At 55.6% G+C, this 24389-nt stretch carries 19 protein-coding genes; 5 read left to right on the top strand and 14 right to left on the bottom strand.

What is annotated here, in order from left to right:
* Positions 1-8: 8 nt before the first annotated feature.
* The 4 genes from cysC to cysG are packed head-to-tail and all read right to left on the bottom strand — an operon-like array spanning position 9 to position 4385.
* On the bottom strand, positions 9-614 hold the full coding sequence (cysC, locus tag ACXIZX_RS14610; protein ID WP_061719931.1) for an adenylyl-sulfate kinase: 606 nt from the start codon (positions 612-614) through the stop codon (positions 9-11).
* Entirely contained in the window at positions 614-2041 is a 1428-nt protein-coding gene (gene cysN / locus ACXIZX_RS14615; protein WP_479404420.1) for a sulfate adenylyltransferase subunit CysN, read from the bottom strand. Before cysN ends, cysC begins: the two co-directional genes overlap by 1 nt.
* 10 nt (positions 2042-2051) lie before the next feature.
* Positions 2052-2960, bottom strand: a complete 909-nt coding sequence (cysD, locus tag ACXIZX_RS14620) for a sulfate adenylyltransferase subunit CysD (RefSeq protein WP_007893231.1) — start codon at positions 2958-2960, stop codon at positions 2052-2054.
* Between the two features lie 9 nt (positions 2961-2969).
* Positions 2970-4385, bottom strand: coding sequence for a siroheme synthase CysG (gene cysG / locus ACXIZX_RS14625; RefSeq protein WP_179452267.1), 1416 nt, complete (start codon positions 4383-4385; stop codon positions 2970-2972).
* A 248-nt stretch (positions 4386-4633) separates the two neighbouring features.
* On the opposite strand from cysG, the gene ACXIZX_RS14630 reads away from it, so the two are divergent.
* Positions 4634-5659: an aminopeptidase gene (locus tag ACXIZX_RS14630; protein WP_479404421.1), complete on the top strand. Its 1026-nt coding sequence runs from the start codon at positions 4634-4636 to the stop codon at positions 5657-5659.
* Positions 5660-5668: 9 nt separating this feature from the next.
* Positions 5669-5953, top strand: coding sequence for a YciI family protein (locus ACXIZX_RS14635; RefSeq protein WP_008104557.1), 285 nt, complete (start codon positions 5669-5671; stop codon positions 5951-5953).
* 65 nt (positions 5954-6018) lie between these two features.
* Here the strand turns inward: ACXIZX_RS14635 and ACXIZX_RS14640 are convergent, their stop codons facing one another.
* Genes ACXIZX_RS14640 through cysJ form a run of 3 tightly spaced genes read right to left on the bottom strand, consistent with a single transcriptional unit; the run spans position 6019 to position 10276 of the window.
* On the bottom strand, positions 6019-6753 hold the full coding sequence (locus ACXIZX_RS14640; protein WP_008104559.1) for a phosphoadenylyl-sulfate reductase: 735 nt from the start codon (positions 6751-6753) through the stop codon (positions 6019-6021).
* Complete coding sequence (cysI, locus tag ACXIZX_RS14645) at positions 6750-8474, bottom strand: assimilatory sulfite reductase (NADPH) hemoprotein subunit (RefSeq protein ID WP_179452265.1); 1725 nt, start codon at positions 8472-8474, stop codon at positions 6750-6752. The genes ACXIZX_RS14640 and cysI overlap by 4 nt, the downstream gene beginning before the upstream one ends.
* Entirely contained in the window at positions 8474-10276 is a 1803-nt protein-coding gene (gene cysJ, locus ACXIZX_RS14650) for an NADPH-dependent assimilatory sulfite reductase flavoprotein subunit (RefSeq protein WP_179452264.1), read from the bottom strand. Before cysJ ends, cysI begins: the two co-directional genes overlap by 1 nt.
* 293 nt (positions 10277-10569) lie before the next feature.
* Between cysJ and queD the strand changes: the two genes are divergently transcribed.
* Positions 10570-10932: a 6-carboxytetrahydropterin synthase QueD gene (gene queD, locus ACXIZX_RS14655; protein ID WP_155726973.1), complete on the top strand. Its 363-nt coding sequence runs from the start codon at positions 10570-10572 to the stop codon at positions 10930-10932.
* A gap of 129 nt (positions 10933-11061) precedes the next feature.
* Positions 11062-11661 (top strand): inorganic diphosphatase, encoded by a 600-nt coding sequence (locus tag ACXIZX_RS14660; protein WP_479404422.1) that lies wholly within the window; start codon positions 11062-11064, stop codon positions 11659-11661.
* Positions 11662-11726: 65 nt separating this feature from the next.
* On the opposite strand, the gene queE is transcribed toward ACXIZX_RS14660, so the two are convergent.
* The 6 genes from queE to rlmD all read right to left on the bottom strand — a co-directional run bounded on the left by queE (position 11727) and on the right by rlmD (position 20268).
* Positions 11727-12398 carry a 7-carboxy-7-deazaguanine synthase QueE gene (queE, locus tag ACXIZX_RS14665; protein WP_154192321.1) on the bottom strand — a complete coding sequence of 224 codons (672 nt, stop codon included), beginning with the start codon at positions 12396-12398 and terminating at the stop codon, positions 11727-11729.
* 149 nt (positions 12399-12547) lie between these two features.
* Positions 12548-13846, bottom strand: a complete 1299-nt coding sequence (gene eno / locus ACXIZX_RS14670; protein WP_179452263.1) for a phosphopyruvate hydratase — start codon at positions 13844-13846, stop codon at positions 12548-12550.
* Between the two features lie 75 nt (positions 13847-13921).
* Entirely contained in the window at positions 13922-15559 is a 1638-nt protein-coding gene (pyrG, locus tag ACXIZX_RS14675; RefSeq protein ID WP_007891723.1) for a glutamine hydrolyzing CTP synthase, read from the bottom strand.
* Between the two features lie 241 nt (positions 15560-15800).
* The gene (gene mazG / locus ACXIZX_RS14680; protein ID WP_479404423.1) at positions 15801-16592 is read right to left on the bottom strand and encodes a nucleoside triphosphate pyrophosphohydrolase; all 792 of its coding nucleotides are present in this window, start codon (positions 16590-16592) and stop codon (positions 15801-15803) included.
* 95 nt (positions 16593-16687) lie between these two features.
* Positions 16688-18919, bottom strand: coding sequence for a GTP diphosphokinase (gene relA, locus ACXIZX_RS14685; RefSeq protein ID WP_008104575.1), 2232 nt, complete (start codon positions 18917-18919; stop codon positions 16688-16690).
* 32 nt (positions 18920-18951) lie between these two features.
* Positions 18952-20268, bottom strand: coding sequence for a 23S rRNA (uracil(1939)-C(5))-methyltransferase RlmD (gene rlmD / locus ACXIZX_RS14690; protein ID WP_479404424.1), 1317 nt, complete (start codon positions 20266-20268; stop codon positions 18952-18954).
* Positions 20269-20357: 89 nt separating this feature from the next.
* Between rlmD and barA the strand changes: the two genes are divergently transcribed.
* A complete protein-coding gene (barA, locus tag ACXIZX_RS14695; RefSeq protein WP_179452260.1) occupies positions 20358-23093 on the top strand; it encodes a two-component sensor histidine kinase BarA in 2736 nt (911 codons plus the stop codon).
* A gap of 88 nt (positions 23094-23181) precedes the next feature.
* Here barA and ACXIZX_RS14700 read toward each other — a convergent pair whose 3' ends face one another.
* Positions 23182-24321, bottom strand: coding sequence for a glycerate kinase (locus ACXIZX_RS14700; RefSeq protein WP_479404425.1), 1140 nt, complete (start codon positions 24319-24321; stop codon positions 23182-23184).
* Positions 24322-24389: the final 68 nt, after the last annotated feature.

Here is a 24389-nt window from a genome sequence, read left to right on the forward strand (position 1 = left end):
CTGTCGGTTCAGGATCTGATGATATCGCGGTGACGCAGCAGGTCTAACAATTGGCCGGCGAGTTTTGTAACCAATTGTTCGCCATCAAGGTGGATTTCCGGGGCGTCTGGCGCCTCGTAAACGCTATCGATGCCGGTGAAATTTCGCAGCTCACCGGCACGGGCTTTTTTGTATAAACCTTTAGGATCGCGCGCTTCGCACACCACCAACGGCGTATCGACAAACACTTCGATAAACTGCCCTTCCGCGAGCAGATCGCGCACCATGTTACGTTCCGCGCGATGCGGCGAGATAAAGGCGGTCAACACTACTAAACCGGCATCGACCATCAGTTTCGCCACTTCGCCGACGCGGCGAATGTTCTCTTTACGATCGTCATCGCTGAAGCCGAGGTCACGGCACAGGCCGTGACGCACGTTGTCGCCATCCAGCAGATAGGTATTCACCCCCGCCCGATGCAGCGCCTGCTCCAGCGCGCCGGCCACGGTAGATTTCCCCGAGCCGGAAAGCCCGGTGAACCACAGCACCACGCCTTGATGGCCGTGCTGCTGTTCGCGCTCCTCGCGCGTTACCGGATGATCGTGCCACACCACGTTTTCATCGTGCTGCGCCATTACTTGCCACCCAGCAGATCGCGCGCGTTCCAGTGTGGGAAGTGACGACGTACCAGCGCGTTCAGTTCCAGCTCGAAATCGCTGAACTGGCCCGCTTGCGCACGCACATCGGTCAGCGGCTGATTGATCATGCCCGCGCCAACCGTCACGTTGCTCAGGCGATCGATAAAGATCATGCCGCCGGTCACCGGATTCTGACGATAAGCGTCCAGCACCATCGGTTCGTCAAAGGTCAGTTCCACCAGGCCAATGCCGTTAAGCGGCAGGCTATCCACCGTGCGCTTCTCCAGCGAGTTGATCTCCACCTGATGGATCACTTTCTCCACGCGCGCGCGGGTTTTCTTACCGGCGATCTTCACTTCGTAACTTTGCCCCGGCTGCAGCGGCTGTTCCGCCATCCACACCACGTCAACGTTGGCGGATTGCACTGCCTGCAGATCGGCTTCCGCATCTACCAGCAGATCGCCACGGCTGATGTCGATCTCATCTTTCAGCACCAGCGTAATCGCTTCACCAGCGCCCGCTTCAGGCAGGTCGCCATCGAAGGTGACGATACGCGAGATGCTAGATTCAACACCAGAAGGCAGCACTTTCACGCGCTGGCCGACTTTCACCACGCCCGAAGCCAGCGTACCGGCATAACCACGGAAATCGAGATTCGGACGGTTGACATACTGCACCGGGAAACGCATCGGCTGATGATCCACCACGCGGTTCAGTTCAACCGTTTCTAATACATCGAGTAGTGTTGGGCCGCTGTACCACGGCATGGTGACGCTTGGCGTTGCCACGTTATCGCCTTCCAGCGCCGACATCGGCACAAAGCGAATATCGAGGTCTTCCGGCAGTTGCGCGGCGAAATCGAGGTAATCCTGTTTGATCTGCTCGAAGGTCTCTTGCTTGTACTCCACCAGATCCATCTTATTGATGGCGACCACCAGATGCTTGATGCCCAGCAGCGTGGAGATAAAGCTGTGACGACGCGTCTGATCCAGCACGCCTTTACGCGCATCGATCAGCAGGATCGCCAAATCGCAGGTCGATGCGCCGGTCGCCATGTTGCGGGTGTACTGCTCGTGTCCCGGCGTATCAGCAATAATGAATTTACGCTTCTCGGTAGAGAAGTAGCGATACGCCACATCGATAGTAATGCCCTGCTCGCGCTCGGCCTGCAAGCCATCAACCAGTAATGCCAGATCCAGCTTCTCGCCCTGGGTGCCGTGACGTTTGTTGTCGTTGTGCAGCGAGGAGAGCTGATCTTCATAAATTTGACGCGTGTCGTGCAGCAGGCGACCAATCAAGGTACTTTTGCCGTCGTCGACGCTACCGCAGGTCAGGAAACGCAGCAGGCTTTTATGTTGTTGCGCGGTCAGCCAGGCTTCTACGCCGCCCTGATCGGCAATCTGTTGTGCAATAACGGTATTCATCTGCGTCTCCTTAGAAATAACCCTGACGTTTCTTCATTTCCATCGAACCGGCCTGGTCGCGGTCAATCACGCGGCCCTGGCGTTCACTGGTGGTGGAGACCAGCATCTCTTCAATAATTTCCGGCAGCGTCTGCGCTTCTGATTCCACCGCACCGGTCAGCGGCCAGCAGCCGAGGGTACGGAAACGCACCATGCGCTGTTTGATCACTTCGCCTGGCTGCAGATCGATACGGTCGTCATCGATCATCATCAGCATGCCATCACGCTCCAGCACCGGACGCGGCGCGGCGAGATACAGCGGCACGATCTCGATATTTTCCAGGAAGATGTACTGCCAGATATCCAACTCGGTCCAGTTGGAGAGCGGGAACACGCGGATGCTTTCGCCTTTGTTAATCTGGCCGTTGTAGTTGTGCCACAGCTCAGGACGCTGATTTTTCGGGTCCCAGCGGTGGAAGCGATCGCGGAAGGAGTAGATACGCTCTTTCGCGCGCGACTTCTCTTCATCACGACGCGCGCCGCCAAATGCCGCATCAAAGCCGTATTTGTTCAGCGCCTGCTTCAGGCCTTCGGTTTTCATGATATCGGTGTGTTTGGCGCTGCCGTGGACGAACGGGTTGATGCCCATCGCCACGCCTTCCGGGTTGCGATGCACCAGCAGCTCCGCGCCCATCGCTTTCACGGTGCGATCGCGGAACTCGTACATTTCACGGAATTTCCAGCCGGTATCAACATGCAGCAGCGGAAACGGCAGCGTGCCCGGATAGAAGGCTTTGCGCGCCAGATGCAGCATGACCGAGGAGTCTTTACCGATGGAGTACATCATCACCGGATTGCTGAACTCGGCCGCCACCTCGCGGATGATATGGATACTCTCTGCCTCCAGCTGTCGCAGATGAGTAAGTCGATTTTGGTCCATAATTTTTCCTCAAGCCAAATTGACAACGGCGGACTCGCGAGCCCCCTGCTGTGCCGAATGTTGGAACCAGGCCAATTGCCCGTGCAAGTTCACTACTTCGCCAATCACTAACAGTGCTGGCGTGGGCGCGGCGGCTGCCAGCGCTTCCAGTTGATCTAAGGTTCCGGTCAGCACCTGCTGATCCTGACGCGTGCCGCGCCCAATCACCGCCACCGGTGTGGAGGCCGCGCGGCCATGTTCGATAAGCCCGGCAGCGATTTCCGCCGCTTTCACCGTGCCCATATAAATCGCTAAGGTTTGACGTGCGCGCGCCAGCGACGGCCAATCAATGCCGTCGCCATCAGCGCGGCAGTGACCGGTAATAAACAGCACGCTCTGCGCGTGGTCGCGATGGGTCAGCGGGATACCGGCATAAGCGGTTGCGCCTGCCGCCGCGGTAATGCCCGGCACCACCTGGAACGGAATGCCCGCCGCCTGCGCCGCCTGCAGCTCTTCGCCACCGCGGCCAAAGATAAACGGATCGCCGCCTTTGAGACGCACCACGCGTTTGCCCTGTTTAGCCAGCGTCACCAGCATCTGATTGGTCTCTTCCTGCGGCACCGAATGCGCACCGGCGCGTTTACCGACGCAGATGCGGTCGGCATCGCGGCGAACTAATTCGAGGACTTCGTCGCTGACCAGATGGTCATACAACACCACATCGGCCAGCTGCATCACCTGCAAGCCACGCAGCGTCAGCAAACCGCTGTCGCCCGGACCGGCGCCCACCAGCGTGATTTCACCCTGATTGTCGCTATCGTTTTCCAGCTCGTGATCCAGCGTGCGCCGCGCTTCATTGACGTTGCCCGCCGCCATTTGGCTGGCGAACAGACCATTAAAGGCGCGCTCCCAGAAACGACGGCGTTCAGACATGCGGTGATAGCGCTGCTTGACCTTTTCGCGCCACTGCCCAGCCACTTCCGCCATCTGTCCGAGATTGGCCGGCAGCAAGGCTTCAATTTTTTCACGCAGCAAGCGCGCTAACACCGGCGCGGTGCCGCTGGAAGAGATCGCCACCACCAGCGGTGAACGGTCAACAATCGACGGGAAGATAAAGCTGCATTTCGGCTGATCGTCCACCACGTTCACCAGCTTGTGGCGCGCGTTGGCGGCATCGAACACCTGCGCGTTGAGCGCGTTGTCATCGGTAGCGGCAATCACAAGGAACACGCCATCCAGCTGCGCCGGATCGAAGCTGTGGGCGATCCATTCAATCGCCTCAATTTCCAGCAGCGCCTGCAGCTCATGGCCGAGTTCGCGCGCGGCGACCAGCACGCGCGCACCGGCACGCCGCAGCAGTTCTATTTTGCGCGCAGCGATTTCGCCACCGCCGACAACCAGCACCGGACGGCTTTTGAGATCGGCAAAGAGAGGCAGATAATCCACGTTAACCTTGCTAGTTTTACAATAAGTTAACGCGACTATACGTCCCGCCCTTCGGACAGATGAAATTACGAATTGGAATGAGTAGTTACCGAATGGAATAACGACCCAGGATTGCTGATAACATTTTGTGCTTAACAAATGATATTGCTGGTGTTTCGGAGCAAATCAAATTGTGCAAGCGTCATCACAGTTTCATACTATCTCGGAATTTTTTTAGCATCACTGGATGTCAGAAAAGGACTATCACTATGTTTGCCACTTTCCGCCGCTGCGTGCTGGCAGCACTGCTTGCGGGCGGTTTGCCTTTCTTCGCTCAGGCTGCGAGCACTTCTACCGCGCCGGGGCATTTTGCCGAACAGCAATTACGCCATATCGCCACCTATTTCCCCGGCCGCATGAGCGGCAGCCCGGCCGAGTTGCTGACTGCCGATTATCTGCAACAGCAGTTCAGCCAGTTGGGATATCAGAGTAATACCCGCCAGTTCAAAACCAGCTATAACTGGCTGGAGAAAAAGGGCGAGAGCCGCACGCACAAAGTCACGGCCACCTCGGTGATTGCCGCGCGTGCCGGTGAAGTGCCGCAGGAGATCCTGATCGTTACGCATCTGGATACCTGGACACCGCTCAGCCGCCATGAAGCGGATAACAATCTCGGCGGCCTGCGCTTGCAGGGCGTGGATGACAATGCCTCCGGGCTGGGCGTGATGCTGGAGCTGGCGCAGGCACTGAGTAAGACGCCGCTGCATTACGGCGTGCGCTTTGTGGCGCTGAGCGCCGGTGAAGCCGGTTTGCATGGCATGGATGATTATCTGGCGCGCATGAGCACACAGGAGAAGAAGAACACGCTGCTGGTGATCGATCTGAATAGCCTGATCGTCGGCGATCATCTCTACTTTAATAGCGGCATCAATACACCATCAGCGGTACGCAAGCAGACCAGCGCGCGCGCCGTGCAACTGGCGCACCGTTACGGCATCTCCGCCGCCAGCCACGCGATGACCGCACGCGATTATCCCGGCGTCAATCCGTTCGATAAAGCCGGCATGCCATTGCTGGATGTCACCGCCGCCAACTGGGCGCTGGGCAATAAAGATGGGCAGCAACAGCGTGCGCGATCCAGCCATTTCCCGACAGGCAATGTGCGCCATCAAACCGAGCGCGATAACCTCAACTATCTCGATCACTGGCTGCCAGGCCGCATCACGCAACGCACGCGTGATAGCGTGAAGATTCTGCTGCCGCTGCTAACCGAGCTCGCTAATCCGACAACCTGAGGATTCACTATGTACGTGGTATATCTGAACTATTTTCGTCCGGTAGAAGAAGTGGAAGCGTTACTCGACCCACATGTTGCGTGGCTTAATCGCTATTTTGACAGCGGCGTATTTATTGCGGCGGGACGTAAAGATCCGCGCACCGGCGGCGTGCTGCTGGTGAAGGATATTGATCGTGCGCGGCTGGATACCATTCTGGCGGAAGATCCGTTTGTGGCAGTGGCACATTATGAAGTGACGAAAGTGAATGTGACGCGTGCGGCGGAAGAGTTTGCGGTGTTGAAAGGGATTTGATTAAAAAGGAGCGCATGAATGCGCTCCCTACGTTGTAGGGTCGGCATTTATGCCGACCTGGTCAATCACCCCTCATGCAACCCGCATTCGCGCTTCAGGCCGAAGAAGCGTGTCTCTTCTTCTGCCATGCCCGGTTCCCACTTTTTGGTGGTATGCGTATCGCCCACTGACAGATAACCTTCATCCCACAGCGGATGGTATTTCAATCCGTGTTGGGTCAGATATTGATGCACCTGACGGTTATCCCAATCAATGATCGGCAGAATCTTGAACACGCCGCGCTGCACCGCCAGCACCGGCAAGCTGGCGCGACTGCCAGATTGATCGCGGCGCAGGCCAGCAAACCAGGTTTGCGCGCCCAGCGTTTCCAGCGCGCGGTTCATCGGTTCCACTTTGTTGATCTGGTTGTACTGCTCAATCCCTTCGACGCCCTGCTCCCACAGTTTGCCGTAACGTGCTTCCTGCCATGCCGCTGAGGTATCAGCACGGAAAATCTGCAGGTTGAGATTGAGCTTATCGGTCAGCTCATCAATAAAGCGATAGGTTTCCGGGAACAGATAACCGGTATCGGTCAGGATCACCGGAATGTCCGGCTTCTGCTGCGTCACCATATGCAGCAAAACCGCCGCCTGAATACCAAAGCTGGATGACAGAACAAATGCGCCTGGCAGCTGTTCTAATGCCCAGCCCACACGTTGTTCAGCGGAGAGTTTCTCCAGCTGCACGTTGCTTTCAGCCAGCGCCATAATGCGGTCAACTTTTGATGAACCATTCAGTGCTGCGAGATCGAGTACCGTCATACTGCCTCCGAGTCCCAGAAATCACGGGCGGGATCAACCACGGCTTTAATGATGCCGGTGCGAATCACGAAGTCGCCAAAGCCTTCATCGGCCTGACGCTCGGTTGCCCAGCGCGCCACTAGCTCATCGATGCTGGCAAGGATTTCGCCTTCGTTGATGTTCTCGCGGTACATGCGTGGGATGCGCGTACCTTCGCGGTTGCCGCCAATGTGTAAGTTGTAACGACCCGGCGCTTTACCCACCAGACCTAACTCCGCCAGCAAAGCACGGCCACAACCATTTGGGCAACCGGTAACGCGTAACACTATGTGCTCTTCGCCGACGCCGTGCTTGTGCATAATCTCTTCCACTTTGGTGACGAACGACGGCAGGAAGCGCTCGGCTTCGGCCATCGCCAGCGGACAAGTCGGGAACGCCACACATGCCATGGAGTTTTCACGCTGCGGCGTGACCGCTTCCATCAAACCGTGTTCACGGGCGATGGCTTCGATCTGCGCTTTTTGCTTCTCCGGCACGCCAGCCACAATCAGGTTCTGGTTGGCGGTTAGGCGGAAATCACCCTGATGAATTTTGGCAATTTCGGCAATGCCGCGTTTCAGCGGACGGCCAGGATAATCCAGCAGACGGCCGTTCTCGATGAACAGCGTCAGGTGCCATTTCTTATCGATGCCTTTCACCCAGCCAATACGGTCGCCGCGCGAAGTGAACGCATACGGACGAATCGGTTCGAATGTCAGACCGGCGCGCTTTTCCACTTCCGCTTTGAAGGTCTCAACGCCGACGCGTTCCAGCGTGTACTTGGTCTTGGCATTTTTACGATCGGTACGGTTACCCCAATCGCGCTGCGTAGTGACGACAGCAGCCGCCACGTCGAGGATCTTCTCAACCGGCAGGAAGCCGAACTCGCTCGCGGTGCGCGCGTAGGTCGCTTTGTTACCGTGATCAATCGACAAACCACCGCCAACCAGCAGGTTAAAGCCAATCAGCTTGCCCTTCTCGGCGATGGCGATGAAGTTCAGGTCATTGGCGTGCAGATCGACATCGTTATGCGGCGGCACCACAACCGTGGTTTTGAATTTACGCGGCAGATAGGTTTCGCCAAGAATCGGCTCTTTATCTGTGGTCGCGACCTTCTCTTTGTCCCACCAGATTTCAGCGTAAGCGCGGGTTTGCGGCAGCAGATGCTCTGACAGCTTTTTCGCCCATTCGTACGCTTCCTGATGCAGCTCTGATTCCACCGGATTCGAGGTGCACAGCACGTTACGGTTAACGTCGTTGGCGGTCGCCAGCGCATCCAGCCCGACTTCGTGCAGCATCTGGTGCGTCGGCTTCACGTTCTTCTTCAGAATGCCGTGAAACTGGAAAGTCTGACGGTTAGTCAAACGGATGCTGCCGTAAATGGTTTTATCGGTGGCGAATTTATCAATCGCCAGCCACTGCGTTGGCGTGATGATGCCGCCCGGCAGACGGCAGCGCAGCATCATGGCGTGACGCGGTTCGAGTTTCTGCGCTGCGCGCTCGGCACGAATGTCGCGGTCATCCTGCTGGTACATACCGTGGAAACGGATCAGCAGGAAGTTGTCGCCGGTGAAGCCGCCGGTCAGACCATCGTCGAGATCATCGAGGATGGTGCCGCGCAGGTAGTTGCTCTGTTTTTTCAGACGCTCAGCGTCGACCAGCTTGCCTTCAACGACCAGCGGTCCAGGATGTTTTTCGCTCATTAGTAAACGTCTCGCTGATAACGGCGCTCAATGCGCAGCTCACTTAAAAATTCGTCAGCCGTTTCACGATCCATGCCGCCGTGTTCGACCACCACATCCAGTAATGCCTGCTCAACGTCTTTCGCCATACGATTGGCGTCGCCGCAGACGTAAAGGTGCGCGCCTTCCTGTAACCAGCTCCACACCTCCGCACCTTTGGCGCGGATTTTATCTTGTACGTAAACTTTCTCGGCCTGATCGCGTGACCATGCCAGATCGATATTGGTCAGCAGGCCATCTTTGACGTACTTCTGCCACTCCACCTGATAAAGGAAATCATCGGTGAAGTGCGGGTTGCCGAAGAACAGCCAGTTTTTACCGCCTGCGCCATCGTTGTCACGCTGCTGCATAAAGGAACGGAACGGCGCGATGCCGGTGCCCGGACCAATCATGATCACTGGCGTTTCCGGATTAGCCGGTAAGCGGAAGTTATCGTTGTGCTCAATGAAGACGCGAATTTCGCCATCCTCTTCGATACGATCCGCTAACCAGGTTGAGGCGCCGCCGCCGCGCTGGCGACCGTCAATTTCAAAGCGCACCGCACCCACGGTGATGTGCACTTCGGTTTCGTTCTCCGCCTGTGAAGAGGCAATTGAATACAGGCGCGGCGTCAGCGGACGCAGCAGGCCAGTTAATTGTTCGGCATTCAGTTCTGTTGGTGCCTGACGCACCATATCGACAATCGGGAAGCTCTGCGCATAGCTCTGCAGCTTCGGCTTGTCACCGGCCAGCGCCAGCAACGCGTCATTGCGGGACAGCGCCGCATACTGCTCAACGATTTGTGGCGTGTTGACCGTCAGCTCGAAATGCGTTTTCAGCGCTTCAGCCAGCGGCAGAGTTTTGCCCTGCACCTCTACCGGCTCGTCACCTTTAAGCCACACCAGCTGCAGCAATTCCTGCACCAGTTCGTCATCGTTTTCAAACCACACGCCCAGCGCATCGCCCGGCTGGTAGCGCAGGCCAGAATCGCCAAGGTCGATCTCAATGTGACGTACATCTTTATCCGAATCGCGTCCGGTGATCTTCTGGTTAGCCGCAAAGCTGGCCACCAGCGGCTCTTCTTTGGTGTACGGACTGCTGTCGACCAGATTGACGCTGCCCGCCGCCGTGATGGCGGCCTGTGCTGGCGATTCGCTCGGCACTCGCGCTTTCAGAATTTCAGTGATCTGCTGACGCCAGGCGTTCGCCTGCTCTTTGTATTCAACATCAGCATCCACACGATCCAGCAGACGTTCTGCACCCAGCTCAGCCAGACGCTCATCAAAGTCTTTACCGGCTTTGCTGAAAAACTCATAAGAGGTATCGCCAAGGCCAAACACCGCAAACGCGGTGCCCTCAAACTTCGGCGCTTTCTTCGACAACAGGAACTTGTGCAGCGCCACGGCTTCTTCCGGTGGCTCGCCCTCGCCTTGCGTGGAGGTCACTACCACCAGCAGCTTTTCCTGACCGATCTGCTTGAATTTGTAATCGCCGGCGTTAACCAGATTGACGCTCAGCTTGGCGGCCAGCAGGTCATCACGCAGCTGCTCAGCCAGGCGACGCGCGTTACCGGTCTGCGAGGCGGAGATCAGCGTGATGGTCGGGGTTTCTGCCTGAACCGGCGCTGGCGCGGCAACCGCACCCGGCGTCTGATTGACCATGCCCCAGAAATAGCCGGAGAGCCAGGCCATCTGAGTGGTGTTGAAATCCGTGGTCGCCGCCTGTAAGCGCGCGAGTTGCTCCGGTGATAACGGAAGCAGTGAACCTGGTGCCTGAGTCGTCATTGCGTTAAAAATTCCAGTGTCAGAAGTCCGGATCAATATGTTGCGAAAGAATGCGTAGGTTACCGGGCTGTATATTAACGATTAAATACGCCTTCGACATATTAAATAACCAAAATGACTAAGTGGTTTTTCGGGTAAAGTTAACCAGCAAAAGTGGTAAATGAAGGCGATATGATTCAATGAGTTAATTAGACGTTTGGCGTTGAGAAGGCGTAAAATGCCCTTTTCGTTGCCAGCGGGTGCGAAAAATCTGCAATTCAGGTAGACTTCAGCGGTTTTTAAGTCTGAGAGCCATTATGTCTACCACGTTATTTAAAGAGTTCCAGTTCGAATCTGCCCACCGCTTACCTCACGTGCCGGAAGGCCACAAATGCGGGCGTTTGCACGGCCATTCGTTCCTGGTGCGATTAGAAATTACCGGCGAAGTGGATGCGCATACCGGTTGGGTAATGGATTTTGCCGAACTGAAGGCGAAGTTTAAGCCGCTGTATGAACGCCTCGATCATCACTATCTGAATGACATTCCGGGTTTAGAAAACCCTACCAGTGAAGTGCTGGCAAAATGGATTTGGGATCAGATGAAGCCGATTCTGCCGGAATTAAGCGCGGTGATGATTAAAGAGACCTGCACCGCCGGTTGTATCTACAAAGGTTAATTGTGTTTTCGGGCTGCGTTAGTGCAGCCTGACTTTCCTGCTATACGCTTCTTTACTTACCTTTCATCCCACTGTCATCTGTCGCCTCTACGTTGTTGTCTCCTTCATTAAAGATCAAGAGAATCAACAATGAACCTGGTAAAACGCCTTTCCCTGATTGCAGTTTTTGTTTCCGCCTCTGCCGCCGTTCAGGCGCAAAATATTCTCGATTTTCCACAACCGGATAAAGTGCCGGATGAGTTCTTTGCCGTAACCGAAATTCCAGCCGGCGGCATGATCAAATATGAAACCGACGCCAAAACCGGCTTTATTTTTGCAGACCGTTTTCAGTCAATGCCGGTTGCCTATCCTGCAAACTATGGCTCGCTGACGCAGTCGCTGGCGGGAGATGGTGATCCGCTGGATGTGATTTTCTATACTCGCGCGCCGCTACAACCGGGCACGTTGATCATACTCCGTCCGATTGGCGTGCTGAAAATGATTGATGGCGGCGAAAAGGACGACAAAATCGTCGCCGTGCCAACCAGCAAAATCGACCCGACCTACGACGACATTAAAGAGATGAGCGACCTGCCGAAGATCGAGCAAGAGCGTTTGCAGGCATTCTTCCGCGTGTATAAGCAGTTGCCGGATGGTCGGAAGAAAGTGGAGCTGAATGGTTTTGAAGATGCGGCGAAAGCCAAAACTGAAATCAAACAGGCGTTTGATGCCTATAAAGCGAAGCAGTAAAGTTTGCGGTCGCCATGAATGGCGACCCTACATGTAGGGTGCGCATTTATGCGCACCAGGCCGAATTAGGCAATATTCAAATACTTATGCGTCTGCATCGAAAGCCGCCAGTTGCGGGCGATACAGGTTTCAATACAGAGTTTGGTGGCCGCATCGCCACGACTGATCGGTTGCAGCGCCACAATGCGCTTTTTATCGTCGTGCAATCCCGCCAGCAATTCATCTAACGCTTCCACATCACGCTCACGCGCCACAGGATGCTTGATTTCATCTGCGCGCTGCAATGCCTGCGGCAATACGTCGTAGCCACCGCGCATATTCACCTTGGGTGAAACCGTCACCCAGGTCGCGTCGGAACACTGCACGTCGTGCGTGCCGCTGGTTTCGATCTGGCAGGCAAATCCCGCCGCTTCTAATTGTTCCGTCAAAGGACGCAGATCAAAAATCGCCGGTTCGCCCCCGGTAATCACCACATGACGAGCGGTCCAGCCCTGACGTTGAATGGTGTCGATCAGCATTGCCGCATCGGCGCTGCCCCATGCATCGCTTTCCACGGTTTTAACCAGAATATCGCCGAGCGAGGTCTCCCGATCCGCCCGCTTTTCCCAGGTATGTTTGGTATCACACCAGCTACAGCCCACCGGACATCCTTGTAAGCGGATGAACAGCGCCGGAACACCGGTGTAAAAACCTTCGCCCTGCAGCGTCTGGAACATTTCGTTAATCGGGTAGAACATTTTTCACTCACGTCTAAAATTTGAGGCGCAGATTATGGCAGATCTTGCGCGCTGAGTAACAGCTGCTTCGTGCCAAATAAAAGCAAAAGCCCCGCACAAGGCGGGGCTTTATTCAGACGATGCCGCCCGCAGGCAGCATACTCAGACGATTACGCCTGGCCTTTAACTTCTTTCAGACCGTTGAACGGTGCTTTGCTGCCCAGCGCTTCTTCGATACGAATCAGCTGGTTGTACTTAGCAACACGGTCAGAACGGCTCATAGAACCGGTTTTGATCTGGCCAGCTGCAGTACCTACCGCCAGGTCAGCGATGGTTGCATCTTCGGTTTCACCTGAACGGTGTGAAATCACCGCAGTGTAACCCGCATCTTTCGCCATCTTGATTGCAGCCAGAGTTTCGGTCAGTGAACCGATCTGGTTGAATTTGATCAGGATGGAGTTAGCGATGCCTTTATCGATACCTTCTTTCAGGATCTTGGTGTTGGTTACGAACAGGTCGTCACCTACCAGCTGGAGTTTGTCGCCCAGCACTTTAGTCTGGTATGCGAAACCAGCCCAGTCAGATTCGTCCAGACCATCTTCGATAGAAACGATTGGATACTGATTAGCCAGATCTTCCAGGAAATGCGTGAACTCTTCTGAAGTGAAGGCTTTGTTGCCTTCGCCAGCCAGCACATATTTGCCGTCTTTGTAGAATTCAGATGCTGCGCAGTCCATCGCCAGGGTGATGTCTTTGCCCAGCTCGTAGCCTGCTGCTTTTACCGCTTCAGCGATAACAGCCAGTGCTTCGGCGTTAGAGCCCAGGTCTGGCGCGTAGCCACCTTCGTCACCTACAGCAGTGCTCATGCCTTTAGACTTCAGCACTTTCGCCAGGTGATGGAACACTTCAGAACCCATACGAATCGCTTCTTTCAACGTTTTCGCGCCAACTGGCTGAATCATGAATTCCTGGATGTCGACGTTGTTGTCGGCGTGCTCACCACCGTTGATGATGTTCATCATTGGCAGCGGCATAGAGTATTTGCCTGGGGTGCCGTTCAGTTCAGCGATGTGTGCGTACAGCGGCAGGCCTTTAGAGGCAGCAGCAGCTTTAGCAGCAGCCAGTGAAACCGCCAGAATGGCGTTAGCACCGAAGTTAGATTTGTTCTCAGTACCGTCCAGCTCGATCATGATCTTATCGATGTTCGCCTGGTCTTTGGCATCTTTACCGGTTACCGCGTTAGCGATTGGACCGTTAACAGCCGCAACCGCTTTGGTTACGCCTTTGCCCAGGAAACGAGATTTGTCACCGTCACGCAGCTCCAGTGCTTCGCGAGAACCGGTTGATGCACCTGATGGCGCAGCAGCCAGACCAACGAAACCGCCTTCCAGATGCACTTCTGCTTCTACAGTTGGGTTGCCACGGGAGTCGATGATTTCGCGACCGATGACTTTTACGATTTTGGACATTCGATTTTCCTCAGTACAAGTTAGTCAATCCTAAGACAAACAACGCGCGAAAAGTTCGCGCGCTGTTCGTGAAACTTACTTCGCTAAACGCTTCTGGTGTTCCTGCGCGGCTTTCACAAAGCCAGCGAACAGCGGATGACCATCGCGTGGGGTCGACGTGAATTCCGGGTGGAACTGACAGGCAACAAACCACGGGTGGTTCGGGATCTCAATGATCTCAACCAGCTGATCGTCGCCAGAACGACCGGCAATATGCAGACCCGCCGCTTCAATCGGCTTCAGCAACATATTGTTTACTTCGTAACGATGACGGTGGCGCTCGGTAATGATTTCAGAACCGTACAACTGACGCACTTTGCTTTCCGGCGTCAACTGGCACTGCTGGCTGCCCAGACGCATGGTGCCGCCCAGATCGCTCTGCTCAGTACGCTGCTCAACGTTGCCCTCTTCGTCACGCCATTCGGTGATAAGCGCAACCACCGGATACTTACAGTCTGGCACAAATTCCGTAGAGTTCGCGCCTTCCATACCGGCAACATTGCGGGCAAATTCCATCAGCGCAACCTGCATGCCCAGGCAAATCCCCAGGTAAGGCACGTTGTTCTCACGAGCGTATTGCGCCGTCATCATTTTGCCTTCCACACCGCGGTAGCCGAAGCCGCCAGGGATCAGAATAGCATCCAGATCTTTCAATAATTCGACACCGCGCGTTTCAACATCCTGCGAGTCGATCAGTTTGATGTTCACGGTAACGCGATTTTTCAGGCCGCCGTGTTTCAACGCTTCAATCACTGACTTGTATGCATCCGGCAGTTCGACATATTTGCCGACCATACCGATGGTCACTTCGCCGCCCGGATTGGCTTCTTCGTAAATCACCTGTTCCCATTCGGCCAGGTTCGCTTCCGGTGCGTTCAGATTGAAACGCTTGCAGATGTAATCATCCAGACCTTGCGATTTCAGCATGCCTGGAATCTTGTAGATGGAATCCACATCTTTCAGGGAAATAACCGCTTTTTCTGGCACGTTACAGAACAGCGCGATTTTAGCGCGTTCGTTCGCCGGCACAGCGCGGTCAGAACGGCAGATCAGCACGTCTGGCTGAATCCCGATCGACAGCAGCTCTTTCACTGAATGCTGGGTTGGCTTGGTTTTCACTTCGCCTGCGGCCGCCATATACGGCACCAGCGTCAGGTGCATATACATGGTGTGTTCACGACCGACATCGACCGCCATCTGGCGAATCGCTTCGAGGAACGGCAGAGATTCGATATCACCCACAGTACCGCCGATCTCGACCAGAACGACGTCATGACCTTCGCCGCCTTCAATGATGCGCTCTTTGATGGCGTTGGTGATGTGTGGGATAACCTGAATCGTGGCGCCCAGATAGTCACCGCGACGCTCTTTGCGCAGCACTTCTGAGTAGATACGACCGGTAGTAAAGTTGTTGCGGCGCGACATTTTAGTGCGGATGAAGCGCTCGTAGTGACCTAAATCCAGATCGGTTTCGGCCCCATCATCGGTAACAAACACTTCACCGTGCTGCGTTGGGCTCATGGTACCCGGATCGACGTTGATGTACGGATCGAGTTTCATGATGGTCACATTCAGACCACGTGCTTCAAGGATAGCTGCGAGGGAGGCTGCGGCAATGCCTTTGCCCAGAGAGGAAACGACCCCGCCGGTCACAAAAATATAATTCGTTGTCATGCTGAACCTGAGAGTTTAGGTTTAAAGACGGTGGAATAACCAAGACGGGAAAATAGTATACTTGAAGTCGTCTTAAGCCACAATTGATGAATCACACCATCGTCCTCCACAGGTAAGCCGGTAACATAGCGGATAGCATGGTGTGAAATGTTGATGTACGTCACAAAGTCGCCGCAAGGCTGAATCGAGTAAGCTCAAGCGGCGAATTTATGCGCAGTGCTGGAATAATCGCCAAATTCGCTTACTGCTTGTTCTCCAACACTTTCACCTGCTGCCAGGCCTCTTCCATTTGATCCAGGGTGGCATCGCTCATCGCTAAACCTTGTGAGGCGATAATGGCTTCAACCTGACGGAAGCGGCGCTCAAACTTATCGTTGGCTTTCTGTAACGCGACTTCCGCTTTGCTGCCTAAATGGCGTGATAAATTGACGGTCGCAAACAACAAATCACCGATTTCCTCTTCCAGCTTGTCTTTATCTACCACCGCTTGCTGCGCTTCGTGCATCACTTCGTCGATCTCTTCATGCACTTTATCCAGCACCGGACCGAGATTATTCCAGTCGAAGCCCACCGTGCTGCAACGCTTCTGAATTTTGTGCGCGCGCATCAATGCTGGCAGCGCTTTAGGGATGTCATCTAACGCAGAGTGCTGCGATTTTTCCGCGCGTTCGCTGTGTTTGATCGCTTCCCAGTTTTTCAGCACTTCTTCGCTGGTTTCGGCCTGAACATCGCCAAAAATGTGCGGATGACGGCGTTCAAGTTTGTCGCTGATGGCGTTGCAGACGTCGTCAAAATTGAAGCGCTGCTGCTCATCGGCCATCTGTGCGTAGAACACGACCTGAAACAGCAGATCGCCAAGTTCACCGCGCAGATCGGCAAAATCTTCGCGCTGAATGGCATCGATCACTTCGTAGGTTTCTTCCAGTGTGTAGGGCGCGATCGAGGCGAAGGTTTGCTGACGATCCCACGGGCAGCCGCGCTCCGGGTCGCGCAAGGTTTGCATGATGGTGAGCAGGCGGTTTAAGGGCGTCATGAGAGGATCCTTTGGGGCTGATATGTAAAAAGGTCGCCATGAATGGCGACCCTACGGCGTAATTTGTCGGGTCGGCATTTATGCCGACGTGGAAATCAGTGCAAACGGCGCGCGTCGATAATGTCCGGCACCTGATTAAGGCGTGCCAGCACGCGGCCAAGCACTTGCTGGTTGTAGATCTCAATATCCATATCAATGGTCGCCAGCTGTTTTTTGGTGTCGCTGCGGCTAGAGACGCCGAGCACGTTGACCTTTTCATTAGCCAGAATGGTGGTGATATCGCGCAGCAGGCCGCTACGATCGTTGGCGGTGACACGCACCACCAGCGAGTAACCGCTGGAGTAATCCTCGCCCCACACCGCATCAACGATTCGTTCCGGTGCATGCGAAATCAGCTCGGTTAACTGGTCGCAGTCGGCACGGTGAATCGAGATGCCGCGTCCCTGGGTAATAAAGCCCACGATATCGTCGCCAGGAATCGGCTGGCAGCAACGGGCGATGTGGTGCAGCAGATTGCCCACGCCTTCCACTACCACGCGACCGCTCTCTTTACGCGCCGACGGTGCATGTGACTTCTGCGTCAGCAGGCGCAGCGCCTCGCGATCTTCCTCTTCGGCGCTCGGCTTGTTGAGCTTGCCTTGCAGGAAATTGACCATCTGATTGAGGCGAATATCGCCGCCGCCAATCATCGCCAGCAGCTCATCCTGCGAACTGACGTTATAGCGCGGCAGCAGCAGTTTCTCCGCTTCGCGCATGCTGATATCCATCTGATTCAGCTCGTTTTCGAGGATCTGACGGCCAGCGATAATATTTTTGTCACGATCCTGTTTGCGGAACCAGGCGTGAATTTTCGAGCGCCCGCGGCTGGTGGTGATATAGCCGAGGTTCGGATTCAGCCAGTCGCGGCTTGGATTCGGCTGCTTCTGGGTGATCACTTCAATCTGATCGCCCATCTGCAACTGATAGGTAAACGGCACGATGCGCCCGCTGATTTTGGCGCCAATGCAGCGGTGGCCGATATCACTGTGAATGTGATAGGCGAAGTCGAGCGGCGTTGAACCCGCCGGCAGATCGACCACGTCGCCTTTCGGGGTAAACACATACACGCGATCGTCGAATACCTGGCTGCGCACCTCTTCCAGCATCTCGCCGGAATCGGCCATCTCTTCCTGCCAGGTAATCAGCTTACGCAGCCAGGCGATGCGTCCTTCATGTCCTGCCGCGCCGCGCGCATTGCTCGAGGTTGGACCTTCTTTGTACTTCCAGTGTGCGGCGACGCCCAGCTCGGCATCTTCGTGCATCTGGCGCGTACGAATCTGGATTTCCACCGTTTTGCCCTGCGGACCGAGCACCACGGTATGAATCGATTGATAACCGTTGGGCTTGGGATTGGCAACGTAGTCGTCAAACTCACTCGGCAGATGGCGAAACAGCGTATGTACCGTTCCGAGCGCGCCGTAGCAATCCTGCAAGCGTTCAGCCACGATGCGTACCGCGCGCACGTCAAACAGCTCATCGAACGCTAACGACTTCTTCTGCATCTTGCGCCAGATGCTGTAGATGTGTTTTGGACGGCCATACACTTCGGCACGCACGCCCTCTTTCTGCATCTCGGCGCGCAGGTTGGCGACGAAGCTTTCGATATAGCCTTCGCGATCGATACGGCGTTCGTGCAGCAGCTTAGCAATACGTTTGTATTCATCGGGATGCAGATAGCGGAAGCAGTAATCTTCCAGCTCCCATTTGAGCTGACCGATACCAAGGCGGTTGGCCAGCGGCGCGTAGATATTGGTGCTCTCTTTCGCCGCGAGCACGCGCTCATCTTCTGGCGCGTCTTTCATTTCACGCAGATGGGCGATACGTTCCGCCAGCTTGATGACCACGCAGCGGAAATCTTCCACCATCGCCAGCAGCATGCGGCGCACGTTATCCACTTGCTCAGAAGCCATCGAATCGTTGTGAATCGCTTTCAGCTGACGAATGGCATCCATGTCGCGCACGCCGTGCACCAACATCACAATCTCTTTGCCAAAGGCTTTTTCGAGATCCTCTTCGCTTACCACATCGGCGTTGGCGAGCGGGAACAGCAGCGCCGCGCGCAGGCTGTCGATGTCCATGCTGAGCATGGTGAGGATTTCCACCATCTCAATACCGCGCCACAGCAGCAGAGCTTGATCAGGATGGTTGTGCGTTTCGGCTTCACAGTAGCGCCACGCATCCGCCAGTCGCTGACAGGATTGCGGATTGTTGATACTTAAACTGGCGATCCACTGGTCGAGGGCAAATTCGCCCGCCGTATTTAAATGCGCACTTCTAACCGCAACCATATCCTCTCCTGCCACAGCGATGTGGACATCGCTTATGCTTTGCTAAACAGCACCATGGATTCGAGATGACTGGTATGAGGGAACATATCCAGCATCGCGACCCTTTCCAAATGGTAGCCCGCTGACAGCAATGTCTGACTGTCACGCGCCAGCGTTGTAGGGTTACAGGAAACATAGACCACACGTTCTGGCGCAAGTTTAACCACATGCGTCATCACGCCCGCGGCCCCAGCACGCGCTGGATCCAGTAACACCTTGTTAAATCCCTGCGTCGCCCACGGCTGACGCGATACATCTTCCTCCAGGTTATGCTGGAAGAAGCGAACATTCTCAAGATTATTCTGGGCTGCATTATACGCTGCCTGCTGCACTAATGCTGCAACGCCCTCCACACCTACAGCATTTTGTACGAACTTTCCTAGAGGCAAAGTAAAGTTTCCCATACCACAGAACAAATCCAGCACACGATCCTCTGGCTGCAAATCCAGCCATTCGATGGCTTTGGCCACCATCTGCTGATTAACGCCATCGTTGACCTGAATAAAATTCTGCGGGCTAAAGGTTAGCGGCAAATTCAACGAGTGATAAAAAGGTTCACACGCATTCAGCGCCTGCAAACTTTCACTGCCATCAGCCAGATAGAGCGACAGTTGCTGCTCATGCGAAAAACGTTCCAGTTTTGCGCGGTCGCCTGCAGAGAGTGCATCAAGATGACGCAGCACCATCAGCGGGCCATTGTCTGCCAGCACCAACTCAACGTGGCCCAAACGTTTGACCGCCTGTAAATCGCTGAGACACTGGTGCAACGGCTGCAGTAACGCTTCAAGTTCGGGCACCAAAACCGGGCATTGCTTCAGCTCAACCAGATCGTTGCTAGCGGCCTGGCGGAAACCCATTTGCAGACGCTGCTGTTTTGGCTGCCACTGCAACCCTAAACGCGCACGACGACGATAGCCCCACGCGCTGCCGCTGATGATCTCATCGACTTTCACCGGCAGCGGCGCTTCACGGCTTAGCATGCGGCTTAAGGCACGCGCTTTACTCTCCTGCTGCAAAGCCACCGACGCATGCTGCTGCTGGCAGCCGCCGCACACGCCGAAATGGACGCAGCGCGGTGTTTCCCGCTGTGGGCTAGGATTGAGGATCTTGTTGGCTTTGGCGCGCGCGTACTTGCTTTTATCCTCGAACACCGTCACTTCCGCCTGTTCACCGGGCAGCGCGCCGCTGACAAACATCGCCTTGCCTTTATGGCGCGCAACACCTTGTCCAAAAGAATCGAGGTCTTCAATGGTGACGGATATGCGCGCCTTAGTCGTCACACGCTGTTTTGCGGAGTAAAATTGCGCCATAGTATTGTGAAATCTCTACTTTAATTGGGTGTGCAGCCATTAACCGCGCTCGCACAGGGAAAAATGCCAGGAATCGCCAGGCCACAATTATGACCAAATACAGCCTGCGGGCGCGAATGATGATTTTGATACTGGCGCCAACGCTGATGATTGGCCTGCTGCTTAGTACCTTCTTTGTGGTGCACCGCTACAACGAATTACAGCATCAGGTGCACGACGCGGGGGCGAACATCATCGAACCGCTGGCGGTCTCCAGTGAATACGGCATGACGTGGCACAACCGCGATGCGATTCGCGAATTAGTCAGCCTTCTGCATCGCCGCCACTCCAATATTGTCCGTGCCATCACCATTTTCGACAACAACAATCACGTCTACGTCACCTCGAATAACAACCAAAACCTCTCGTTATTACAGAAAGAGGACATCTCAACGCTGGAAGATGGCGTCTCGGTGGAGCGGCAAGGCAATGTGATGATTTTGCGCACGCCAATCATCTCTGAACGCTATTCGGTGGATGAGCTGCCTGGCGAAGACGCCAAACCAGCCGGGAATCCGCTGGGTTATGTGGCGATTGAGCTGGATCTGCAATCGGTGCGGCTCGAGCAGTACAAAGAGGTGTTTGTTGCCACGCTACTGCTGCTGTTCTGTTTGTGCATCGCCATGCTGTTTGCCTATCGCCTGATGCGCGACGTCACCGGCCCGATTCGCAACATGGTCACCACCGTGGACCGCATTCGCCGCGGCCAGCTGGACAGTCGCGTGGATGGCTACATGCTGGGCGAGCTGAGCATTCTGAAAAACGGTATCAACGCCATGGCGATGTCGCTCACCGCCTATCACGAAGAGATGCAGCAGAACATTGATCAGGCGACTTACGATCTACGCGAAACGCTGGAGCAGTTGGAGATTCAGAACGTGGAGCTGGATCTGGCGAAGAAGCGCGCGCAGGAAGCGGCACGTATCAAATCGGAGTTTCTCGCCAACATGTCGCACGAGCTGCGAACGCCGCTGAACGGCGTAATTGGCTTTACTCGCCAGATGCTAAAAACCGGGCTGAGCACCAACCAGCGCGACTACATGAGCACCATCGAGCGTTCGGCGAATAACCTGCTGAGCATCATTAACGACGTGCTTGATTTCTCGAAGCTGGAAGCGGGCAAGCTGGTGCTGGAGTCGATCCCGTTCCCGCTGCGCGCCACGCTGGATGAAACGCTGGTGCTGCTGGCGCCATCTGCCCATGACAAAGGGCTGGAAATTACCGTCTGCCTGGAAAAACAGGTGCCGGACAACGTAATTGGCGATCCGCTGCGCCTGCAGCAGATCATGATCAACCTGATTGGCAACGCGATTAAATTCACCGAGCACGGACATATCGATCTGCGCGTCGAGCTACGCAGCATCAGCAACACGCGTGCTGAGCTGGAGATTCAGGTGCATGACACCGGCATCGGTATCTCTGAACAGCAGCAGTCGCAGCTGTTCCAGGCGTTTCGCCAGGCCGATGCCAGTATTTCACGTCGTCATGGCGGCACCGGTTTAGGGTTGGTGATCACGCAGAAACTGGTGAGCGAAATGGGCGGCGAAATTGCCTTCCACAGCCGTCAGAATCAGGGCTCGACCTTCTGGGTGCATATTCATCTCGATCTCAATCCGAATGCCCCAGCCATTCCGCGCATGCTGGATGATTTGCGTGCCACGCCGCTGGCGTATATCGAGCCACATCCAGCGGTGGCGAAAGCGGTGCAGGAGATGCTAAGCATCACACCGTTGCAGGTGCAGCACTTCTCCAGCCTGGAAGAGATGCCCGATACGCACTTTCCGCTGCTGCTGATGGGCTTGCCGGTAACCGAACCGCATCCTGCGACGCTGTCGGATGCGTTTATTACTCGTCTGCATGCGCGTGCCGATTCGGTGCTGCTAGCGCTGCCGAGTGAAATGATGCTGTTTGCCGACGACTTGCGGGCGCGCGGCATTGCCGGTTGTATCGCCAAACCGGTTTCGTTAACGCGCTTGCTGCCAATGCTGCTCGACTTACATGACTGGCAAAGCGATGCGCTGCCGCGTGGCGCACGTCAGCCATTGACGGTAATGGCGGTAGATGACAATCCCGCCAATCTGAAACTGATTGGCGCGCTGCTGGAGGAGCAGGTGCAGCACATCATTCTTTGTGATAACGCCGAGCAGGCGATTCGCCAGGCGCGCCTACACAAGCTGGACGTGATTCTGATGGACATTCAGATGCCAGATATCGATGGCATCCGCGCCAGCGAAATCATCCGCAGCCTGCCGCTGCACGCCACCACACCGATTGTCGCCGTAACCGCGCATGCGTTGGATGGTGAACGTGCGCAGCTTATCAATGCTGGCATGAATGACTATCTGGCAAAGCCGATTGACGAGGACAAACTGAGCCAACTGCTGCAACGCTACGCGCCGAACCGGGTCACGCCGCAGCCGCAACCGCAACCGCCTGAAGTTGCGCCGTCACTGGATTGGACGCTAGCGCTGCGTCAGGCCGCCAATAAACCTGATTTAGCCCGCGATCTGCTGCAAATGCTGCTCGATTTCCTGCCAGAAGTGGAAGAGCGCGTTGAGAGTGCGATGGCGAGTAATGATGTGGTGGGATTGCGCGAGATTATTCACAAGCTGCACGGCAGCGCCAGCTACAGCGGCGTGCCGCGCCTGAAACAGCTGTGTCAGCAGTTGGAGAAGAGTTTGCATCAGGAGAGCGATATCGACGCGCTTGAGCCGGAGCTGCTGGAGTTAAGCGATGAGATGGCGAACGTGGCGCGAGAGGCGAGAAAATTGTTGGCGTTAGGTTAGTGCGGTGATGGACCAGGTCGGCATAAATGCCGACCCTACAACGGCTATGCGTGCGCATTTGTAGGGTCGCCATTCATGGCGACCTGGCTTACAGCTCTCTCCCCAGCTTAATCACCGCCGCGACATTACGCGCCGTCAGGCGCACGTTCTGCGCCGCGTTGGCCAGCGCGTCATCCAACGTGCAGATGCTAAACAGCACGCTGAACACCGCATCCAGCCCGTGTTGATGCACCACGCCGACATCCGCGGTTAAACTTCCGGCAATGCCAATCACCGGCTTATTAAACTGCTTCGCGACCTTTGCCACGCCAATCGGCACCTTGCCATTAATGCTCTGGCTATCAATGCGCCCTTCGCCGGTAATCACCAGATCGGCATCTTTCACCTGCTCGGCCAGGCCCAAGGCTTCAGTAACAATTTCAATGCCGCTGCGCAACTCGGCCTGACAAAACGCATGCAGCGCCGCGCCCATGCCGCCCGCCGCGCCGCCGCCATCAATGTGTAAAACATCAATATCCAGATCGCGATGAATCAGAGTAGCGTAATGTTCCAGTGCTTTGTCCAGCTGCTGCACCAGCTGCGGCGTTGCGCCTTTTTGCGGACCAAAGATCGCCGACGCGCCCTTTTCACCGGTAAGCGGATTGCTGACATCACAGGCCACTTCAAAGCGGCACTCTTTAATACGCGCATCCAGCTGTGCGATATCAATGTGCGCCAGCTGCGGCAATGCACCGCCGCCATAGGCAATTTCCTTGCCGTGCTCATCCAGCAGCTGCGCGCCCAGAGCCTGCATCATGCCGGAACCACCATCATTGGTGGCGCTGCCGCCAATGCCGATGATGATGTGATCGACACCACGATCGAGCGCATCTTTGATCAGCTCGCCGGTGCCAAACGAGGTGGTAATCAGCGGATCGCGCTGTGCGGCGGGTACTAACTCTAGCCCGCTGGCCGCCGCCATTTCGATAAACGCGGTACGCTCATCGCCTGACAAACCGTAGAACGCTTCAACTGGCTTGCCGAGCGGTCCAGTAACCGTCAGCCGGACAATGTTTCCCTGCGTTGCCGCCACCATCGCTTCAACCGTGCCTTCGCCACCGTCGGCAACCGGTATTTTCACGTAGTCAGCTTCAGGAAAGATCTCGCGGAATCCCGCTTCAATCGCCGAAGCCACTTCCAGGGCGGATAAACTCTCTTTATATGAATCCGGTGCGATGACAATTTTCATAGGCAATCCAGCGCGGTTGATGACGGACATCCGTCCTGCGAAGGCAGCGAGCCGTCCGGCATCCGCAG

It is taken from the genome of Candidatus Pantoea symbiotica, from assembly GCF_056491525.1.